Source organism: Paenibacillus sp. T2-29, from assembly GCF_052921365.1.
The window spans coordinates 152,092-169,704 of sequence record NZ_JBREVE010000012.1 but is presented as its reverse complement, the minus strand read 5'-3'; the positions used below and the strand labels follow the sequence as shown (position 1 = coordinate 169,704).

At 47.5% G+C, this 17,613-nt stretch carries 16 protein-coding genes; 4 read left to right on the top strand and 12 right to left on the bottom strand.

What is annotated here, in order from left to right; translation table 11 throughout:
• The first annotated feature begins 13 nt into the window (after positions 1 to 13).
• Positions 14 to 1,129, top strand: coding sequence for a GerAB/ArcD/ProY family transporter (locus ACU1JV_RS24805; RefSeq protein ID WP_216976522.1), 1,116 nt, complete (start codon positions 14 to 16; stop codon positions 1,127 to 1,129).
• Positions 1,130 to 1,193: 64 nt separating this feature from the next.
• On the opposite strand, the gene bcp is transcribed toward ACU1JV_RS24805, so the two are convergent.
• From bcp to ACU1JV_RS24785, 4 genes are read right to left on the bottom strand one after another with little or no spacing between them, the layout of a single operon-like run.
• Positions 1,194 to 1,670: a thioredoxin-dependent thiol peroxidase gene (gene bcp / locus ACU1JV_RS24800; protein WP_013369445.1), complete on the bottom strand. Its 477-nt coding sequence runs from the start codon at positions 1,668 to 1,670 to the stop codon at positions 1,194 to 1,196.
• A 42-nt stretch (positions 1,671 to 1,712) separates the two neighbouring features.
• Positions 1,713 to 2,501 carry an ABC transporter permease gene (locus ACU1JV_RS24795; RefSeq protein WP_013369444.1) on the bottom strand — a complete coding sequence of 263 codons (789 nt, stop codon included), beginning with the start codon at positions 2,499 to 2,501 and terminating at the stop codon, positions 1,713 to 1,715.
• Between the two features lie 4 nt (positions 2,502 to 2,505).
• Entirely contained in the window at positions 2,506 to 3,300 is a 795-nt protein-coding gene (locus ACU1JV_RS24790) for an ABC transporter permease (protein ID WP_013369443.1), read from the bottom strand.
• Positions 3,293 to 4,333, bottom strand: a complete 1,041-nt coding sequence (locus tag ACU1JV_RS24785) for an ABC transporter ATP-binding protein (protein ID WP_013369442.1) — start codon at positions 4,331 to 4,333, stop codon at positions 3,293 to 3,295. Before ACU1JV_RS24785 ends, ACU1JV_RS24790 begins: the two co-directional genes overlap by 8 nt.
• 103 nt (positions 4,334 to 4,436) lie before the next feature.
• Between ACU1JV_RS24785 and ACU1JV_RS24780 the strand changes: the two genes are divergently transcribed.
• The 3 genes from ACU1JV_RS24780 (at position 4,437) to ACU1JV_RS24770 (ending at position 8,115) form a co-directional block, all read left to right on the top strand.
• Positions 4,437 to 5,558 carry an LCP family protein gene (locus ACU1JV_RS24780; RefSeq protein WP_413985576.1) on the top strand — a complete coding sequence of 374 codons (1,122 nt, stop codon included), beginning with the start codon at positions 4,437 to 4,439 and terminating at the stop codon, positions 5,556 to 5,558.
• An 82-nt stretch (positions 5,559 to 5,640) separates the two neighbouring features.
• The gene (locus ACU1JV_RS24775; protein WP_413987546.1) at positions 5,641 to 6,957 is read left to right on the top strand and encodes a glutamate-1-semialdehyde 2,1-aminomutase; all 1,317 of its coding nucleotides are present in this window, start codon (positions 5,641 to 5,643) and stop codon (positions 6,955 to 6,957) included.
• Positions 6,958 to 7,164: 207 nt separating this feature from the next.
• Positions 7,165 to 8,115, top strand: coding sequence for a DMT family transporter (locus tag ACU1JV_RS24770; protein ID WP_413985575.1), 951 nt, complete (start codon positions 7,165 to 7,167; stop codon positions 8,113 to 8,115).
• Between the two features lie 99 nt (positions 8,116 to 8,214).
• On the opposite strand, the gene ACU1JV_RS24765 is transcribed toward ACU1JV_RS24770, so the two are convergent.
• The 8 genes from ACU1JV_RS24765 to ACU1JV_RS24730 all read right to left on the bottom strand — a co-directional run bounded on the left by ACU1JV_RS24765 (position 8,215) and on the right by ACU1JV_RS24730 (position 17,582).
• Positions 8,215 to 8,616, bottom strand: a complete 402-nt coding sequence (locus ACU1JV_RS24765; protein ID WP_413985574.1) for a sensory rhodopsin transducer — start codon at positions 8,614 to 8,616, stop codon at positions 8,215 to 8,217.
• Between the two features lie 51 nt (positions 8,617 to 8,667).
• Positions 8,668 to 9,702 (bottom strand): glycoside hydrolase family 88/105 protein, encoded by a 1,035-nt coding sequence (locus ACU1JV_RS24760; RefSeq protein ID WP_413987545.1) that lies wholly within the window; start codon positions 9,700 to 9,702, stop codon positions 8,668 to 8,670.
• 73 nt (positions 9,703 to 9,775) lie between these two features.
• The gene (locus ACU1JV_RS24755) at positions 9,776 to 10,888 is read right to left on the bottom strand and encodes a rhamnogalacturonan acetylesterase (protein ID WP_346835219.1); all 1,113 of its coding nucleotides are present in this window, start codon (positions 10,886 to 10,888) and stop codon (positions 9,776 to 9,778) included.
• Positions 10,889 to 10,906: 18 nt separating this feature from the next.
• Positions 10,907 to 11,746 (bottom strand): carbohydrate ABC transporter permease, encoded by an 840-nt coding sequence (locus tag ACU1JV_RS24750; protein WP_413985573.1) that lies wholly within the window; start codon positions 11,744 to 11,746, stop codon positions 10,907 to 10,909.
• A gap of 5 nt (positions 11,747 to 11,751) precedes the next feature.
• Positions 11,752 to 12,660, bottom strand: a complete 909-nt coding sequence (locus tag ACU1JV_RS24745) for a carbohydrate ABC transporter permease (protein ID WP_058831218.1) — start codon at positions 12,658 to 12,660, stop codon at positions 11,752 to 11,754.
• A 187-nt stretch (positions 12,661 to 12,847) separates the two neighbouring features.
• Complete coding sequence (locus ACU1JV_RS24740; protein WP_013369433.1) at positions 12,848 to 14,140, bottom strand: ABC transporter substrate-binding protein; 1,293 nt, start codon at positions 14,138 to 14,140, stop codon at positions 12,848 to 12,850.
• Between the two features lie 174 nt (positions 14,141 to 14,314).
• Entirely contained in the window at positions 14,315 to 15,874 is a 1,560-nt protein-coding gene (locus tag ACU1JV_RS24735) for a response regulator transcription factor (protein WP_413985572.1), read from the bottom strand.
• Complete coding sequence (locus tag ACU1JV_RS24730) at positions 15,852 to 17,582, bottom strand: sensor histidine kinase (RefSeq protein ID WP_413987544.1); 1,731 nt, start codon at positions 17,580 to 17,582, stop codon at positions 15,852 to 15,854. Before ACU1JV_RS24730 ends, ACU1JV_RS24735 begins: the two co-directional genes overlap by 23 nt.
• Positions 17,583 to 17,613 lie beyond the last annotated feature (31 nt).

The window sequence follows — 17,613 nt, the reverse complement described above, 5'->3', positions numbered from 1 at the left end:
AGGAGACAGCCACATGTCAAAAAAAGCACGTATTAGCGTTCGGCAAGTGACTGTCCTGATGTTTATGAGCTTAATCGGGGATATGCTCTTAATCTATCCGACTATGATTACACATATTGCTCTTCAGGATGCCTGGATCAGCTCCATACTGTCCATCCCGCTGGGCTTAATTATTATTTACGTGCTTATTCGTGTTCATGAACTCCACCCAAATCTTACACTTATTGAAGCGATTCGCAAAATTATGGGACCCGTGTTAGGAACCGTTGTCTCCTGCTGGTATCTGTTTTATTTTTTAATGAACACCGCTCTTATTGCGAGAGAGGTAGGCGATTTTCTGACTACACAGTTATTAGTACACACCCCTCTGCGTGTTCTACTCGCTATGGGAATATTCTTAATGGTGCTTACTGCGCTAATGGGAATTGAAGCTTTCGGTCGGGTTAGTGAAATGCTATTACCAGCATATATATTAATTTTCTCTGGTCTGATCCTTGCACTCCTGCCACAAGTTCAGCTTTCTAATATACGGCCTGTTTTGGAAAATGGGCTGGCTCCTGTTGCTAAAGGAATGGTTCCAGGCGTGGCAATGCCTTTTGCCGGAATGTCCATTATGCTTATGGTTTTTCCTTATGTAAACAAGAAAGCCCATTTTAAAAAGGACATGTTGCTCGCTTCCCTTATAGGCGGAATCGTGATTAGTCTGTTTCTGCTGCTCTCTCTTCTTGTGATTGGACCCTTTGTGACTAATTACAGTCCATACATTTCTTCTGTACTCACGACAAAAATTAATGAACTGAATTATATTACACGCGTTGAATCGCTTGTTGCTTTAACCTGGGCACTGGCTGCCTATTTCAAGGGAGTTCTTTTCTTCTACGCCTTCACTTTTGGAACCCCCCAGTTGTTCCGAATTTCTAATAGTCGTCCATTCGTCATACCCGCAGGAGCGATTGTGTTTGGTATGACCATTTTGATAACCCCAAATGTGTTTTATTATGTAAGAACTCTTGTTTATCCGATGGCTGCCTGGCATTATACGAACGGCTTGTTCATTCCGCTTCTTTTATGGGTTGTTTACCTCTGTCGGCGAAAGTGGAAGCAGCGGCAAAACATATCTACACATTAACAAAAAACCTTTTGAAACCGAGCTTAAAAAGCATAGCCCGATTCCAAAAGGTTTTTTTCATAACTTATGCCATGTCCTGAATGTATGCCAGTGCTGCATCAATATGCCCTTTTACTCTTAAACCGCGCCATTCATGAACTAAAATGCCATTCTCATCAATAAGGAACGTAGAGCGAACAATGCCCATGTACTGCTTGCCGTACATCTGTTTTTGCTGCCATACACCATATGTTTCAGCCACCTGATGCTCTTCATCAGATAACAACTGAAAAGGTAGACCGTACTTGGCAATAAACTTGTCATGCTGCTTAAGTGGATCGGGGCTTATGCCCAGAATCACGGTGTTCAAACCTTCAAACTCCGCATGTTTATCCCGAAAATCACAAGCCTGGGTCGAGCAGCTAGAGGTTAAGTCCTTGGGATAAAAATACAACAATACTCTACTGCCGCGATAATCCGACAGCTTGACACTCTTGCCCTCACTACCAGGCAATTCAAAGTCTGGTGCAGCTTGTCCAATAACGGTCAATGTCGTGGACATCTTATCATCTCCTATCTTGTAGGGGTTCTTCTATCATCCACCCTATGAGCCAGCCCCCCGGTAACGCCGAATCCCCCAGTTCCAAGCCAGTAAGCCCAATGTCAGAAAAACAATTCCCATCACAGGAGTTAAGAGCGCCATATGGCGCATGTCCTCTCGTTGAAGGAACAGAGAAGCCGGATATACGCCAACAAAAGCAAATGGCAGTATCCAAGTCAGCACAACCTGAATAGCACGGTTATAGATCGTCACCGGATAACGTCCGTAACCCTGAATATTGTACATGAGCGGAATAATTCCTGTGGGCGCATCCGAAAAGAATGAAAGAGAAGTCAATATGGTGTATATACCCGTATAGATCGCCACGGCACTTAGACTCAAAACGATCAGCGCTGGTACGAACCACCACTCCATAGCCAAATCCATCTGTGCGCCGCTGATCCCCATAATAATCAGGCCGATCACTGAGCCGACCAGCGCGGGCGGGTCCACATTTTCAAGGAAAATCTGGAACAGATTATACGCAGGACGGGTCATTACCCGGTCGAGTTCACCTTTTACAATATAACGCTCGCTAAAGTTCCAAAGGTTAACGAAACAACTGAACAGTCCATAAGGAACCATAAAAAATCCGTAAACGAACACAACTTCGCTTTCACTCCAGCCACCCAAGCTGTTCGTATGCATAAAAATAACTAAAATAAAAATAAGATTCGTGGCCTGAAAGAGCAGATCCGAAATGACTTCTACCCAAAAATCGGCACGATAGGTGAGCCGTGATTTCATGTAATTTTTCAAATATTCGCTAATGAGACCCAAATAGTACATCATCGGCTTACCCTCCCTGCACGAACAGACGTCTGCGCGCCAGCCGCCAAATGATGATCATCGGCACGAGCAGAACGACCAGCCAAATGATTTGGATACCCAGCACATTCCATATGCCAACGCCTTTTACACGTCCCGTAAATACAGAGCCCGGCAAATAAGTAATTGCCTGAAACGGCATCCATTGGGAAACTGTCGCCAGCCAGCCCGGAAACAAACTGATTGGCAAGATCAACCCCGAGAACAGGTCTACGACTACGCGCTTCATGCGCATCATGCCCTCATTATTTTCAATAAAAAAGGCCGTCAATCCTGTAATAATATTAATCTGAGTATTAATCAGAAAGCTGAAAAACAGCATGACCAGAAAACCAATCCAGGCTACCGGGTCACTAGGAAGCTTCACGGGAAACAGCAGCATCGCAATCGCCATGCCCGGAATCATAAACAAGAGGAAGCGAAACATCCCCTCACCGAGTCCCTGCATAAACTTAACAAGTACATAGTTATAAGGTCGGATCATCTGAATAGCAATGCTTCCATCCCGAATGTCCGTCGATATTTCGCGATCCAGATTGTTAAAATAAAAGGCTCTCGCCATCCACGATACGGCTACATAGGTTGTCATCTGAGCAGCAGTAAAGCCTCCAATACTACCCGCATCGCCATATATCGCTTTGTATGTGAAATAATACACGCCAATATTCATGGAATAAATAAGTATGCCTGAATAATAGTTCACACGATAAGCAAGCATGGTGAGAAATCGAATACGAATAAAATCGGTATATACGCTAAGCATGAACTTTGGCCTCCACTATCGGATTGCCCTGGCGTTCTGCCGAGCCAGACTGATAGATACTGCGGACGATATCATCCGTGTTGGTTTCAATGATTTTGATATCCGTAATGTCCGTGCGGCCAACTACGTTAGCCAGCACATCCGATACATTAATATGAAGAGGAATCCACACCTTGGCAGCCAAATCGTTATCCATGGTCCACGTCAGCGGCATATCGGCTGTCCATGCCTGCAATTGCTCAAGCTGTGTCGTCGTACCAAATTGAAACCGTACTTCCCTTCCTGTCCCCCAACGATCCTTGAGATCATCCAGTCCACCATCATAAATGATATTCCCATCATCCAACATAATGACGCGCGAGCACAGCGCTTCAATATCCTGCAAATCATGGGTTGTCAGCAAAATAGTGGTCCCGTGTTCACGGTTCATGTCCTTCAAAAACTCGCGAATTTCGGACTTCACCATAATATCAAGTCCAATGGTCGGCTCGTCTAGAAAAACAATGGACGGATTGTGCAGCAAAGCAGCTACCAACTCACAACGCATCCGTTGTCCAAGGCTAAGCTTGCGTACCGGGCGACTTAGCAGATCCTGCAATTGCAGCCTCTCTACCAGCTCATCCAGCCTACGTTTGAAGTCTGTGGCCGGAACCTGATATACTTTGCGCAGCAGTTGAAAAGACTCGATCACACCGATGTCCCACCAAAGCTGGCTGCGCTGACCGAAAACAACGCCAATGTTACCTACAAATTTCTCGCGATCCTCATAAGGGACATATCCTCCCACCTTGAGATGTCCCGATGTCGGCACGAGAATACCTGTCAACATCTTAATCGTGGTGGACTTTCCGGCACCGTTCTCACCAATATAACCGCATATTTCCCCTTGCGGAATACGGAAGGATATATCTTTGACCGCAGCCACCTCGTTGTATTCGCGGGCGAATAAATCAAGGAAGGCACCTTTTAAGCCCTCGCGGTTTTTTTGAACCTTAAATGTTTTGCGCAGATCCTGCACATCAATTGCTAGCATGCTATACCTCTCAATCAGGATTTGTAAAATCCATAGTTAAATTGATTGTGCTCCAAAAAGAAATTATAATGTAATGAACTGAAAAGCGAAAGGGAGAGCATCCATGACAAGCAGAACCAAAAGGACGATATGGTCGGTTCTAGCCGTGGTAATCGTCGCGATTGTCGGCTTTGCCGTGTACTATTTTACATCCATTTATAATCAGCTGGATAATCTGCATAAAGAGGGTGCTAACTCCCCCTTCAAAAATGTAAAGCAGGTCGATCAGGTTCGTACACCAGAACCGCCCAAGTGGGAAGGTACCGATATGGTCAACATTTTGCTGATGGGTGTCGATGGCCGTGGCATCCAGAAAGGGGAAGTCCCCCGATCGGATAGCATGATGGTCGTATCACTGGACCCCGTGAAGAAAAAAATCCACTTGTTCTCTATTTTGCGTGATACGTACGTGGATATTCCCGGCTACGGAAAAAATCGAATCAATACTGCCATTACTCATGGCCCCAATACGGCCATGAAGACGGCTGGCGATCTATTGGGCATCCCAGTGCAATATTATGTGTATACGGATTTCCAAGGCTTTATCAAACTGGTGGACGCTGTAGGCGGCATTGATTTTGAAGTGGAAAAGGATATGCATTATACAAGTAATGCGGATAAGCATGAATACGATATTGATTTGAAAAAGGGTATGCAGCATCTGGACGGCAACACGGCGCTTCAATATGTGCGGTTCCGCCATGATGCCATGTCCGACTTCTCCCGTTCCGGACGGCAACGGGCGTTTTTGGAGGCCGTAGCCCAGAAAATGCAGACCACAACTTCCATTGCTAATCTGCCAAGCATTTTAGAGCAGGTTAACCCGTACATTGATACGAATCTCAGTGTTAACGATATGTGGAAGCTGGCGAATGTAGGGTACCAAAGCAGCTTTGCAGGCAGCGAACAGGTTCCACCGATGAAGCTGCTTGGAGAAGAAAATGTGGGCGGCGCGGCAGTTCTTACCGTCCGTGATCCCGAAGAACTGAAATCATATGTACAGGATATATTTAATAATCCTCCCACACAAACACAGGAACAAATTAAGGATCAGAACGAAACGAAACAGCCAGATAGTGCATCGTCTTCCAAGACGGATAAAGCCTCCTTTACAGGGGGCAGTAAAACCAGTAATGAGGATGCTTCCACACAATCAACAACAAAGACAGGACAAAAAGAGCTATAATGATGTATGCAGGGGCAGCCGTGAACGCTGCCCTTTGGCGTGTGTATACCCTATTTTAATGAACGGAAAGGAAGTTTTGATGATGAAACGGGATAACTCCGAAGCACTATATAAAGAAGCCCTGGAGCATATTGTCGGGGGCGTTAACAGCCCTTCACGCTCCTTTAAAGCTGTAGGCGGCGGCGCTCCAGTATTTATGAAACGCGCCCAAGGTGCTCATTTCTGGGACGAGGATGGCAATAAGTATATAGACTATTTGGCGGCCTACGGCCCTATTATTACCGGACATGCTCACCCCCATATTACCAAGGCCATCAGCGAAGCGGCTGCGAATGGCGTATTGTATGGAACCTCGACGGCATTGGAAATCAAACTGGCCAAGATGCTAAAAGAGGCCATTCCTTCTATGGATAAAGTTCGGTTTGTGAATTCCGGCACAGAAGCGGTCATGACGACGATTCGTGTGGCACGGGCCTATACTGGGCGGAACAAGATCATCAAATTTGCCGGTTGCTACCACGGTCACTCGGATCTGGTACTTGTAGCCGCAGGCTCCGGCCCTTCCACACTGGGCATACCTGACAGCGCAGGCATTACAACCAACATTGCGAGCGAGGTCATTACTGTGCCATTCAATGACCTTGACGCGTTGCGCCAAGCTTTGGAGCGCTGGAGCGACGATGTAGCGGCAGTCATGGTAGAGCCGATTGTCGGTAATTTCGGCATGGTGATGCCGCAGCCGGCTTATCTGGAAGGGCTGTGCTCGATGGCGCGGTCGAATGGCTCCCTCGTCATTTATGACGAGGTCATTACCGCCTTCCGTTTCCACTACGGCTCAACCCAAACGTATGCAGGTTTGGACAACCATGATGCGATTCAGCCGGATTTGACCGCACTGGGCAAAATCATGGGCGGTGGTCTGCCGATTGGTGCCTACGGCGGCAGCAAGCAGATCATGGAGCAGGTTGCCCCCCTCGGCCCAGCCTATCAGGCAGGTACAATGGCGGGCAACCCGGCTTCGATCTCGTCAGGCATCGCCTGTCTTGAAGTTCTTCAAGGGGAAGGCGTGTATGAAGAGATGGAACGTCTGGCTGTGAGACTGACGGACGGTATTCAGTCTTCCGCTGATCGTTATGGCGTGCCATTGACGATCAACCGCATTCGTGGAGCGTTCTCGACGCATTTCTGTGATCATCCGATCACGAATTACGCGCAGGCGCAGGATACGGATAGCGAAGCGTTCGCATCCTTCTTCCGCCACATGCTGGATCGCGGTATTCATCTGGCTCCGTCCAAGTTCGAAGCCTGGTTCCTCACAACAGCGCATACGGACGAAGATGTGGATGCCACGCTGGAAGCGGCGGACGATTCGTTCCGTGCGATGTCACAAGGTAAATAAGCAGAGCAGTAAGGGATAAAATATGAATAGGATGAGAGCTGGAAGTAATCTTAGGGACGGGTATCCGACCTCTGCGACTGCGTTCTGGCTCTTTTTCATTTCATAACTGTACCCGTACAGTTGCAGATTTTATGAATTGTATATGGTTATGCTATCCGGTTATATTGAGAGAACCACAAGTTGAGATCATGATTACGGAGGTTTATTATGCACAGTCGTTCCAGAAATGGGGTCGCCTATCTGGCAGCTCTCAGCTATGCAGCTATACTTGGCTTTTCATTTTTATTTGTAAAATTGACGGTGACAGAGGCAAGCCCGCTGGATGTGATCGCCCACCGCTTTGCGTTGTCATTGATCGCTCTGACCATTCCAGTACTGCTTGGTTGGATCAAAATCAATATCAAGTTGCGTGATATGCTGCGCATTTTACCATTGGCGCTGCTTTCACCTTTACTGTTTTTCCCCTTGCAAGCGTTCGGGCTGATGAGTACTTCTTCATCGGAGGGCGGAATTATTCAAGCTACCGTTCCAATCTTTACGCTTCTGCTAGCCTCCTATTTTCTTAAAGAGCGCACAACAGTGCTTCAAAAGATATCCTTACTGCTATCTGTCTTTGGTGTGGTTTTTATATTTGTGATGAAGAGCGGAGCACCGTTAGCTTCCAATAGCTTTGGCGGTATTTTTCTGCTCGTGCTCTCTGCTATATGCCTATCTGGCTATAACGTGCTGGCTCGTCCATTAACACAAAAGTACAGTCCAATGGAACTGACCTACGTTACCTCCATTTTGGGATGTATCGTTTTTAACTTGGCGGCCTTGGGGTATCATGCCATAGACGGTTCCATGAGTGCTTATACCGTGCCGCTGGTAAAGCCTGATTATTGGATGGCACTGGCTTATCTCGGCATACTATCTACCCTTGTCACCTCGCTGTTGTCCAGCTTTGCCTTGAAGTGGATCGAAGCCTCCAAAATGAGTGTGATTGGTAATTTATCCACCCTTATTTCCATGATGGCAGGTGCTTATATTTTGAATGAACAGCTTGCCTACTATCACATTATTGGTGCTGTGGTGATCATTATCGGTGTGGTGGGCACCAATTTCGGGGGAAGAAAAAGCTTCACGCCGATCAAAACAACATCGGCTAAATCACAATAATGGGCTAAAAGCAGACAGGTGTTAATTTGCCTTCAAAAAAAGAAAACTCCAAGCTGGGTCATTCCAGCCTGGAGTTTTTAACTTCATCGTTTTCGTCGATTAGACTGGGTACGCCATAACACTCATTAACGCCAGCTCGGGCTGTGTCGTGTCCAGTCTGCTATATTGTACAATGATAGGCGCATCGCTAGTGACCGTAATTGCGTAAGGAATACCTGGCGGAATCCGTTCGCCGGACTTTTCCAGCGAGGCTGTTCGGATATGACGGGTTCGTCTTCCTTCCACCACCTCGATCAATCCCTCCAACGGCTCACGGTCTTCAAAATAAATGTCTATGCTCAGCTTTGCCGCACGGTTTCCACAGTTCAGCACGCATATACTCTCATGACTAAGCAGCTCTCCCCGGCTTTCCGGTGGAATATATCCGTCGGGGATGACCCAAAATAGACCGCCTCGCGGCTGATTAGCCACCTTTTCCTGAGAAAGTTCAGGTTCTCCCATGTCATTAGCCTCCTTTCACCTATGTTTACCTCCATACCTCTAGCGCCTTTTTTACCCGTATGGATTCTCCTTGGTACGCAGCAGTTGAGCCAGAAAAGCAAGCGCCAATCCCTGGCCCCATCCCTGAATGCGTTTGTAGGGTACGTTGCGATAGCCATCTATATCGTTCATTACAGCAGTTCCAGCGGATACGCCAGTCACTGTGCCATCCTCTTTAATGCGGGAAAGGATGCCGTCGATCGCCTTTTGCGTATATTTGTTAAACAATCGGCCCTGCATAAGCAAAGCAGTCGCAATCCCTGCAGAGCCGGAGGTTTCCAGATAAGAGGTATCATCATTCAGCACTGTATGCCATAGTCCTTCTGGGGATTGCAGCCGCACTAGTGCATTGAGCTGGTCACGCAGCGAGCCGTCGATGATCATATAGGATGGATGCTGGACCTCCACACATTTCAGCGCCTTGGCCATCGTGAGGGCTGCCCATGAATTGCCGCGCGCCCAGTATATTCCTGACATACGGCTTTGGTTTGCATGATCCCAGCCGTGATAATACAAATTTGTATCCGGGTCCTGCAAAAATTCTTCATGCCCGTGATATTGCCGGATTCCATCCTCCCAATATGTCTTGATGCCCAGCAAATGCCCGATCCGCAGTAAATAATAACCGGCCATAAACATCGTATCCACCCATGCTTGCTGCGGAAATACATCATGTAGTGAATTCACGGTGTGCTGGAAAATGCCGTCGGCAAACCGCTCAGCCTTTTTGACCAAAAATTCTGCCATCTCGATGGCGATATCCAGGTATTTTTGCTCACCTGTAGCCTGATGTAGTGTCAACAAACAATGTCCAACAGAAACGCCGTTTACCGACAGAGGCGGAAGTCCATCCTCGATATTCTCGTCAACCCATTCTTTCAGCTTGGTCAAATACTTTTCATTGCCTGTTGCTTCATAGGCCTCGCATACTCCATAAAAGGCTACTCCACCCGGCCAATCCCAGCTATAGTGCATTTGAAACGTGCGTTCCACTACCCGGTCAATCACCTGTTTAATCTGTTTCTCATCAAAACTCAATGCGGGCATTGCTACGTCTCCTCCTTTGGTAAGCTTCACGTTAGTTGCCCTCCTTGCCACCTGTTCCAAAAAAGGTCATCCGTCAACGTAAGTACATGCGCAGCGGTTGCAAATCCAGTTCCTTCACAGCCGCCGTCACCATATTTGCAATCCGGATCGCACCATTCTCATGAAAATGCGTATTATCCTCCAGGCCGCCGGAAAAGTTCATGTATTCCCCAGGCAGCAGCCACATAAAAAGCTCCTTGCTTTCTTCAGGGCCCAGCTCTTCATATAACTCCTGCGTGCGGGCAGACAAATCAATGAGCGGCACGTTCACTTCTTCCGCCAACTCGCGAACCGCCATTATATAGTCGCCATGTGTATCGGACAGCGTACCATCCTCGTTAAAATAGCGACGATGTACAGGCGTAATCAGCACCGGGGTGCCGCCCTTGCTTCTCGCTCCGTCGATATATAGGCGCAGATGCTCCTTGTAGGTCGTAAAAGGCTCCGTGGCCCGCTGCGGATCAGGCTTCTGATCATTATGACCGAACTGGATGAACAGGAAGTCTCCTGTCTTCATTTCTCCCAAAATAGCATCCAGACGTCCCTCGTCCACGAAGCTTTTGGAGCTTCGTCCCGATACAGCGTGATTATCCACGCAGACATCATGCTTGAACAGGGCTGGCAAAGCCTGACCCCAGCCTGTATAAGGATAGCCGGTCAGCCCTTGATCCGTAACCGTAGAGTCTCCGGCTAGGAATAGCCGGAGACTCTGCAGTGCGGGTGCAATTTCCAGAGCATTGAGCCGTGGCGCAGTGCCAGATACGGTGAGGCGCAATCTGCCGCCTCGGACAGGCACCGTAAACATCGCTTCCGTGAACTGGCCCGGCAGCGTGTGTACCGGGGGCAGCATATGCTTGCCCTCGCCAGCCTGGAATCGCGTGAGCGTTTCCGCCAGTGGATCGCCGACCAGTATAGTGACGAGATACAGCCCGTCTGGCACATCTGCAATAAACGAAGCGTTCAGTGGAATACAAAAGCTGTTTCGCAGCCGTGTGCGTGCATCCTTGGCTGGATTCTGCCTTTGTCGCCCGTACACATGCTCTGTAGTCTCGAAGCCATAGCCCTGTTCAGCTGTATATATGCAATCCGGGGACACTGCCTTGTAGCCATCCGCAGGCTCTCCCGGACCAAAGTCAAATTTCCACATTTTACTCACTCCTCGGTCTTAACCCTTCAGGCCACTCGTGCTCATTCCTTCTACAATTTGCTTTTGGAAAGCGAAGAATACAGCGATAACAGGTAGCAGGCTTAAGATGGACATCGCGAACATTCCTCCCCAGTTGGAGGCTGACTCGCTATCGAGGAACATTTTGAGTGCAATCGATACGGTATATTTCTCTGGAGAGTTCAGATACAATACCGGACCTAACAGATCCTCCCACTTCCAGTAGAAAGAGAAGATGGCCGCCGTTGCTAGCGAGGATTTGAGCAAGGGTAAAATAATTCGAAAATACAACCGGAACTTGCCACATCCATCAATCGTCGCCGCTTCATCCAACTCTGCTGGAATCGTGCGTATAAACTGCACCATCAGGAAGATGAAGAACGGCATCCCGAAAAAGGATGGTACTACCAACGGTAAGATTGTATTGATCCATCCAAGCTTGGTAAAAATGATATATTGCGGTACCAGCACTACATCCCCTGGCAGCATCAGCGTCACCATCATCAGAGCAAACCACAAGTTACGCCCTTTGAATTTTAAGCGTGCGAAGCCAAATGCGATCAATGAGGAGGAAAGCACAGCGCCAATCGTGGAAATCACTACGATCGTGAGCGAATTTAGAATATATGTGCCGAAGTTATAACCCGTCGTGCCTTTCCAGCCTGTTACATAGTTTTTCCAAATCCATTCTGTAGGGAAAAGTGAGGAGGCTGTGACGAATATCGTCCGACTTTCTTTAAATGAGCTGAACAGCATCCAGAACACGGGATACAGCATTAGGAGCGCTAGTGCAGCAACCAGAATGTGATAAATTGGCCATTTGAACGTTTTCCATGCCATTGGTATCAGCGCCCCTTTTCCGTTTCATAGAATACCCAAAATTTGGATGTTATAAATAAAATCGCAGTCAGTATCGCAATCATAATAAGCATGACCCAAGCCATAGCCGCCGCATATCCCATATTGCTGAACATAAACGCCTGCCGGAACAGATACAGTGAATGCAGCATCGTTCCATCCATTGGGCCGCCCTCACCCTTGGAGATAACATAGGCCGGGACGAAGGTCATAAAAGCACTGATCGTCTGCATAATCAAGTTAAATAAAATGATCGGACTTAGCAGCGGCAGCGTAATACTGAAAAATTTCCGTACTGGCGTAGCGCCATCTACACTGGATGCCTCGTACATTTCATGCGGGATGTTTTTCAGTCCTGCCAGAAAAATAAGCATGGATGAACCAAATTGCCATACAGACAAGGTGATTAGCATCATTAGCGAAGCATTCGGATCTCCAAACCATTTCACCGGGGTTGCCCCCAAGGCCGAAAGCAAGCTGTTAACAATGCCCTCATTACTGAAAATATTGCGCCACATGATGGATACTGCAACGCTCCCCCCGATAATAGAAGGCAGATAGTACATCGTCCGATAGGTGCCCACCATGCGTGACTTGGTATTCAAAATCATCGCCACAAACAACGCGAAAATCAGCCGCAATGGTACACCGACCAATACATACGTAAACGTGACTCGGATCGAATTCCAGTATTTAGGATCGCCTGTGAACATTTTTTCGAAGTTACCCAGACCAATCCATTTGGGCGGGGTGAACAGATTGTAGCTGGTAAAGGATAGATACAGCGAAATAAACATTGGAATTAATGTAAATGCCAGAAAGCCCACAATAAACGGGCTGATAAACGCATATCCGGTCATATTGGCTTTCAAGCTCTGATGATTTCGCAAGCTCATCAAGCCTCCCTTCTGTTGCATTTTAAAAATTAGCAAATTTAAATATATATCAATCGTTGTTATGTGAATTTTGTTGCGATATCTACAAAGGTTGCCTCTACGATGGGTTCGTCGGATCAACCGTGCGCAATCATGCTTGGCCCTACGCACGGTTAACCTAACGAAACGTTCCTTCAACCCTGCATTATTACTGCTTGTTATTCGCAAGGATGGTATTCGCATCAGCCCGGAATTTGACCGCTGCGTCTTCAGGCGTCATCTGTCCGAAATTGACTTGCTCAATATAATCGGTCAGAGTAGCAATCACTTCCGGCGATCCAACCGGCGGCGGCGGGCTCATTGGAGAAGCCTTAGGCTCCATGGAAGCCACAAATTCAAACACCTGCTTCGTTGCCTCGCTCAACTCCGGCGCTACAGCTTCTTTGATTTTGGCAGAAATCGGTACGCCGCGTTCGCCTTTGATTAATTTATTCGCTTCTACATCATTCATCCAGAAATCAATAAACTTGGCGGCCTCATCCTTCACCTGTGAACGGGAAGCCACTGCCCAGTACATTGTAGGCTGCATATACACGCCTTTTTCCATATTCGGTCCAAACATCGGAGCAAGCGCCATTGGCCGATTAACGACCTGTTGTAAGCCTACATATTGATTGGACCACTGCCAAATGCCGATGCCTGTTCCTTTAACGATATCCGATTCCTCAAGAATTCCCTTGGTTTGGTTCATGACTTCAGGAGTCGGTGTCGCTCCCTTTTTAATTAGCTCAGCTAAACCGCCGAAGAAATCAACAAACAACTTATCGTCGTCATACCCCAATCCTGTTCCTTCCGTATTGTAGAGAGACTTTCCATGTGTCCGCAAATAGTAGTGGAAGAAAATATCCGCAGCCATTGAGCTGTCAAAGTAAACTTTATTAGAGGCTGCCTTCAAAGCCAGCTCTTTGTATTGATCCCATGTCCAGTCGTCAGGAATTTTGTCTATGCCCGCTTTTTTGAGCAATGCCGGATCATATTGGAAGCCCAACACATTGACACCTGTTGGAATACCATATTGCTTTCCGGCAATGATCCCGGTTTTGAGTACATTTTCGTTCACATCAGCGACTTGGATTTTCTGATTCAAGTAAGGCGCCATATCCTCCAGTTGGCCGTTCTTCGCATATTGGCTAATATACGAAATGTCCATCTGTACGATATCCGGCAGTTGGTTTGCTGCCGCCTGCGGGGCGAGCTTCTTCCAGTAGTCATCAAAAGAGGCATATTCCACATCAATCGTCACATTCGGATTTTTTTGCTTATACAAATCGATAACCTTCTGCGTATATTCGTGGCGCGTATCCGATCCCCACCAAGCGATCCGCAACTTTACTTTCCCGTCTGCACTTGTGCCCGAATTGCCTCCACCGTCTGCTCCACTACATGCCGTCGTCAAAACGAGCAGCATCGCTATGATCAGAAACCATCCCTTTTTGCCCACCTATCTCTCCCCTTTTCGCTGTTCTAGAAAGGAGCCTTATTACAAGTAACAATGTACTTACGCAAATTTGATAGCGTTTACATTTGCTCCTGTAGTTATTTTCCCAAATGCAGAGAAACATTGGAATACACAAATCCGATTTCAAAGGTTCAAAAAACAGAGGGACTCAGCAGCTCATCCCCGTTCGTATGATTTAATGTACTCGGACGGTGTCATACCTGCCCATTTTTTGAACACCTGGCTAAAATATTGCGCATTCCCGCCGAAGCCGAACCATTCTGCCAGCTCAAACACCTTTACGTCTCCCGTCTCCCGAATATGCTCAGCCGCACGTTCGATCCGGTAACGATTGACGTAATGCGAAAAGTTTTCACCCGTCACTTTTTTGAAAATTTTCCCTAAGTAGTCGGAATTCATATAGAGCATTTGCCCCGCCACTCCGTTCAGTGAAAAATCGGATTTTCTATAGTTTTGCTCAATAATTGTGATCATTTTATCCACCGTGGAAGATTGGCGGTATACATTGCTTTTATAATAAATTGCGGTCATTCGTTCGGCAGCTTCCTGTACAAAAGATTTGAGACATGCCAGTGTTTTTTGCTCTGCCAGCACGACCATTCGGCTCGTGAACGCCGCACGCTCTTCTTCAGGACATATACGGATCATGGCAGCATAGAGCTGTAGCACATAGGAACGGGTTACGGAGATTTCCAGCTTCATACGGGACAAGATTCCGAACAGCCGATCCACTTCCTGCGCAACCTCCTCCCTATTTCCAGCCTTGATCAGCAGACCGAACTTCTCCTCGTCCAGCTCCAAATCTGCCATCTCCCGGGTGTCCTCAGCCGCCAAATCCTCCTTCGTAATGAGACTCCCCTCCCCGGTGTAAAAGCGGTGATTCATACAATGCAATGTCTCCCGGTACATCCCCCGCGAATGCTGCATGCTATCCGACTCGCTAACTGCGACGGTCACCTCCAGCTTATAAAAGCGGTGAAATGTCGTACGTACCGCTTCAATCTGTTTCATAAATCGAGATGTGTCATCCTCACTTTCCAGCACAATTAGCAGCTGCCCTTGCACAGTCGTACTGAGCAAGACATGATCCATTAAATCCCCTGCTATATTTTGCAAAGCAAACAAATGCTCCGGCTCGTGGGACTCCTCCACCCGCAGCAGCAGCATTCGAACCTGCTTATCTTGCAACTCCAGACCGAACAAACGCTCATAAAAAGCGATATCACGGCTGCCGTAAGTTTTATAGGAAATAAACTCCTTCAAAAAATGCTCCTTTACATGCGGCAACATACGCTGAAAATCAAGCTTCATCCGGTTCACAAACTGCTTGCGTTCTTCCTGTTCCTCTCGCTCCTGTCCCAACTCTGTCAGAGCGTCATGAATTTGCCGCTCGTTGCAGGGCTTCAACAAGTAGTGCTTCACCCCGTATTGCATAGCCCGACAGGCATAGTCAAAATCTTTGTAACCTGACAACAGAATAAACCGAACGTCTGGAAAATGCTCCGTCGTTTTGGCAACGAGTCCGATACCGTCCAGTCCTGGCATAGAAATATCGCTGATCACAAAATCAGGCGGACTCGCCTGGATCTGATCGTATGCCTCAATCCCATTACGCGCCGTACCTACCAGTTGTGTTCCTGCCTTGCCCCAATCGACCACCTGTGAAATGCCTTCCAAAATCATACGCTCATCATCAACCAGTAGCACCTTGTACACGACCCTGATCCCCTTTCACATATGGAATACAGACATGAATTGACGTTCCTGCTCCTGACTCGCTATGCAGCTCTATCCCCCAAGGTGTACCAAATGTCAGGTTAATCCGTTCTTGAATATTCGCAAGTCCAATACCCCGCCCACGGGTTGTGATCTGTCCGCTCCGCAGCTTTTCCAAGAAATCCGGGGTCATTCCAGGTCCGTCATCTTCAACCCTCAGGAACAGCGCCCCCTCGTTTTCTCTGACCACAATTGTGATCCGACACGGTTCAATACGCGGCTCCAGCGCATAATGGATCGCATTCTCCACCAAGGGCTGAAGTGTTAGCTTCGGAATTTGCGCGTCCATCAATTCTTTCGGGACATCGAGATGGAAAACGAGACGTTCATCAAAACGTGTTTTTTGGATCGTTACGTAGCTTCTCACGATATCCAGCTCTTTTTGAAGCGGAATCAGCTGCTCTTCAAAACTGACCGCGCTGCGTAGTAGAAAAGCAAGGGCTTCCACCATTTCTGAAATCCGGTCCTGCTTGTTGGCCTTGGCGAGCCAGTTCACAGACTCTAATGTATTGTATAGAAAATGTGGATTTATCTGTGCCTGAAGCGCCTTTAGCTCTGTTTCCCGCAGCAGTAGCTGCTTGGCAACATTCTCATTAATAAGCTCACGGATCCGGCGGATCATCTTCTTATACGTCCGATGCAGTAAGCCTACCTCATCCTGTGTGGAAAGGGGGACCGCTCCAAGCGCTTCCTCTTCCAGACGGTCGAGATCACCTTTTTCTATTTTACGCATGTTCTGAATCAACTGAACGATCGGTTGGGTAATGCTGCCCGATAACCTAGCGCCCAGCGCCAGTGCAATAAGCAGCATAATTACAAAAATTGCGCTTACAATTTCTTTGATTATCGTAATACTGCGAAACATATCATCAAAGGGAGTCATATGTAAATACGTCCAGCCCGTATAAGAGGATTTGATTTGAGCAGCAAAAAAGGTCCCGCCTGTATAGGTCGCGATCCCGTAAGGCTGCTTCCGCCCAAGCTCTGCCTGAATATCGCTCTCACTCAAAAGCGGTGTTTCGGGATAAATCATCCGTCTTCCGTCTGTAATCATCAACTGTCCGTCACGGCCGGAGGTCTGCACACGATCCGCTACAATCCGGTCAATTCGCACACGAATCGCAAGCGTTCCGAGCCCGTTCAGCGTAAAATTGGAATCGGTAAAAGATTTGAATTGCCGTGCTGCCAGCAAGGAGGAATGGCCTGCCGCATACCATGCATGGGAGCCGTCATATTCGTCTGCCAACTCCGACAGGGTGGATCGAAGCTCTTGGGGGATACCTTCGCGGTTGCCCGCACTCATCACCTGTCCCTCTTTGTCGATTACCATCATAGAATAGACATAGGTTTCAGAGCCGGCAAAGGCAATAAGCCTATTCGTTATTTTTTTGCGCAGTACCATTTTGACATAAGGTGACGTTTCCTTTTCCAACTGGAGCAAATAACGCTGAAGCTGCTCGTCCGTTATTACCTTAAAAGTAACCTTTTCAACATCCTTCAGTTCATTTTCAATGCCGATTGAAGAAATATTGAGTACCTCGGATGTCTTTTTGTACATTTGATTATCATAAATATGAAATACGTATTTAAGTATGACTGCAACAACCGCAAAATTAACCAGCATGAGCACCGTAATCAGCAGTACCATCTTATGATGGATTCCAGCATTTTTGTAAGCG

What these genes read in the sequence shown, in the direction of transcription:
- ACU1JV_RS24805 (WP_216976522.1), top strand. Translation starts at nt 14, where the DNA reads ATGTCAAAAAAAGCACGTATTAGCGTTCGGCAAGTGACTGTCCTGATG.
- bcp (WP_013369445.1), bottom strand. Translation starts at nt 1,670, where the DNA reads ATGTCCACGACATTGACCGTTATTGGACAAGCTGCACCAGACTTTGAA.
- ACU1JV_RS24795 (WP_013369444.1), bottom strand. Translation starts at nt 2,501, where the DNA reads ATGATGTACTATTTGGGTCTCATTAGCGAATATTTGAAAAATTACATG.
- ACU1JV_RS24790 (WP_013369443.1), bottom strand. Translation starts at nt 3,300, where the DNA reads ATGCTTAGCGTATATACCGATTTTATTCGTATTCGATTTCTCACCATG.
- ACU1JV_RS24785 (WP_013369442.1), bottom strand. Translation starts at nt 4,333, where the DNA reads ATGCTAGCAATTGATGTGCAGGATCTGCGCAAAACATTTAAGGTTCAA.
- ACU1JV_RS24780 (WP_413985576.1), top strand. Translation starts at nt 4,437, where the DNA reads ATGACAAGCAGAACCAAAAGGACGATATGGTCGGTTCTAGCCGTGGTA.
- ACU1JV_RS24775 (WP_413987546.1), top strand. Translation starts at nt 5,641, where the DNA reads ATGAAACGGGATAACTCCGAAGCACTATATAAAGAAGCCCTGGAGCAT.
- ACU1JV_RS24770 (WP_413985575.1), top strand. Translation starts at nt 7,165, where the DNA reads ATGCACAGTCGTTCCAGAAATGGGGTCGCCTATCTGGCAGCTCTCAGC.
- ACU1JV_RS24765 (WP_413985574.1), bottom strand. Translation starts at nt 8,616, where the DNA reads ATGGGAGAACCTGAACTTTCTCAGGAAAAGGTGGCTAATCAGCCGCGA.
- ACU1JV_RS24760 (WP_413987545.1), bottom strand. Translation starts at nt 9,702, where the DNA reads ATGCCCGCATTGAGTTTTGATGAGAAACAGATTAAACAGGTGATTGAC.
- ACU1JV_RS24755 (WP_346835219.1), bottom strand. Translation starts at nt 10,888, where the DNA reads ATGTGGAAATTTGACTTTGGTCCGGGAGAGCCTGCGGATGGCTACAAG.
- ACU1JV_RS24750 (WP_413985573.1), bottom strand. Translation starts at nt 11,746, where the DNA reads ATGGCATGGAAAACGTTCAAATGGCCAATTTATCACATTCTGGTTGCT.
- ACU1JV_RS24745 (WP_058831218.1), bottom strand. Translation starts at nt 12,660, where the DNA reads ATGAGCTTGCGAAATCATCAGAGCTTGAAAGCCAATATGACCGGATAT.
- ACU1JV_RS24730 (WP_413987544.1), bottom strand. Translation starts at nt 17,582, where the DNA reads ATGGTACTGCTGATTACGGTGCTCATGCTGGTTAATTTTGCGGTTGTT.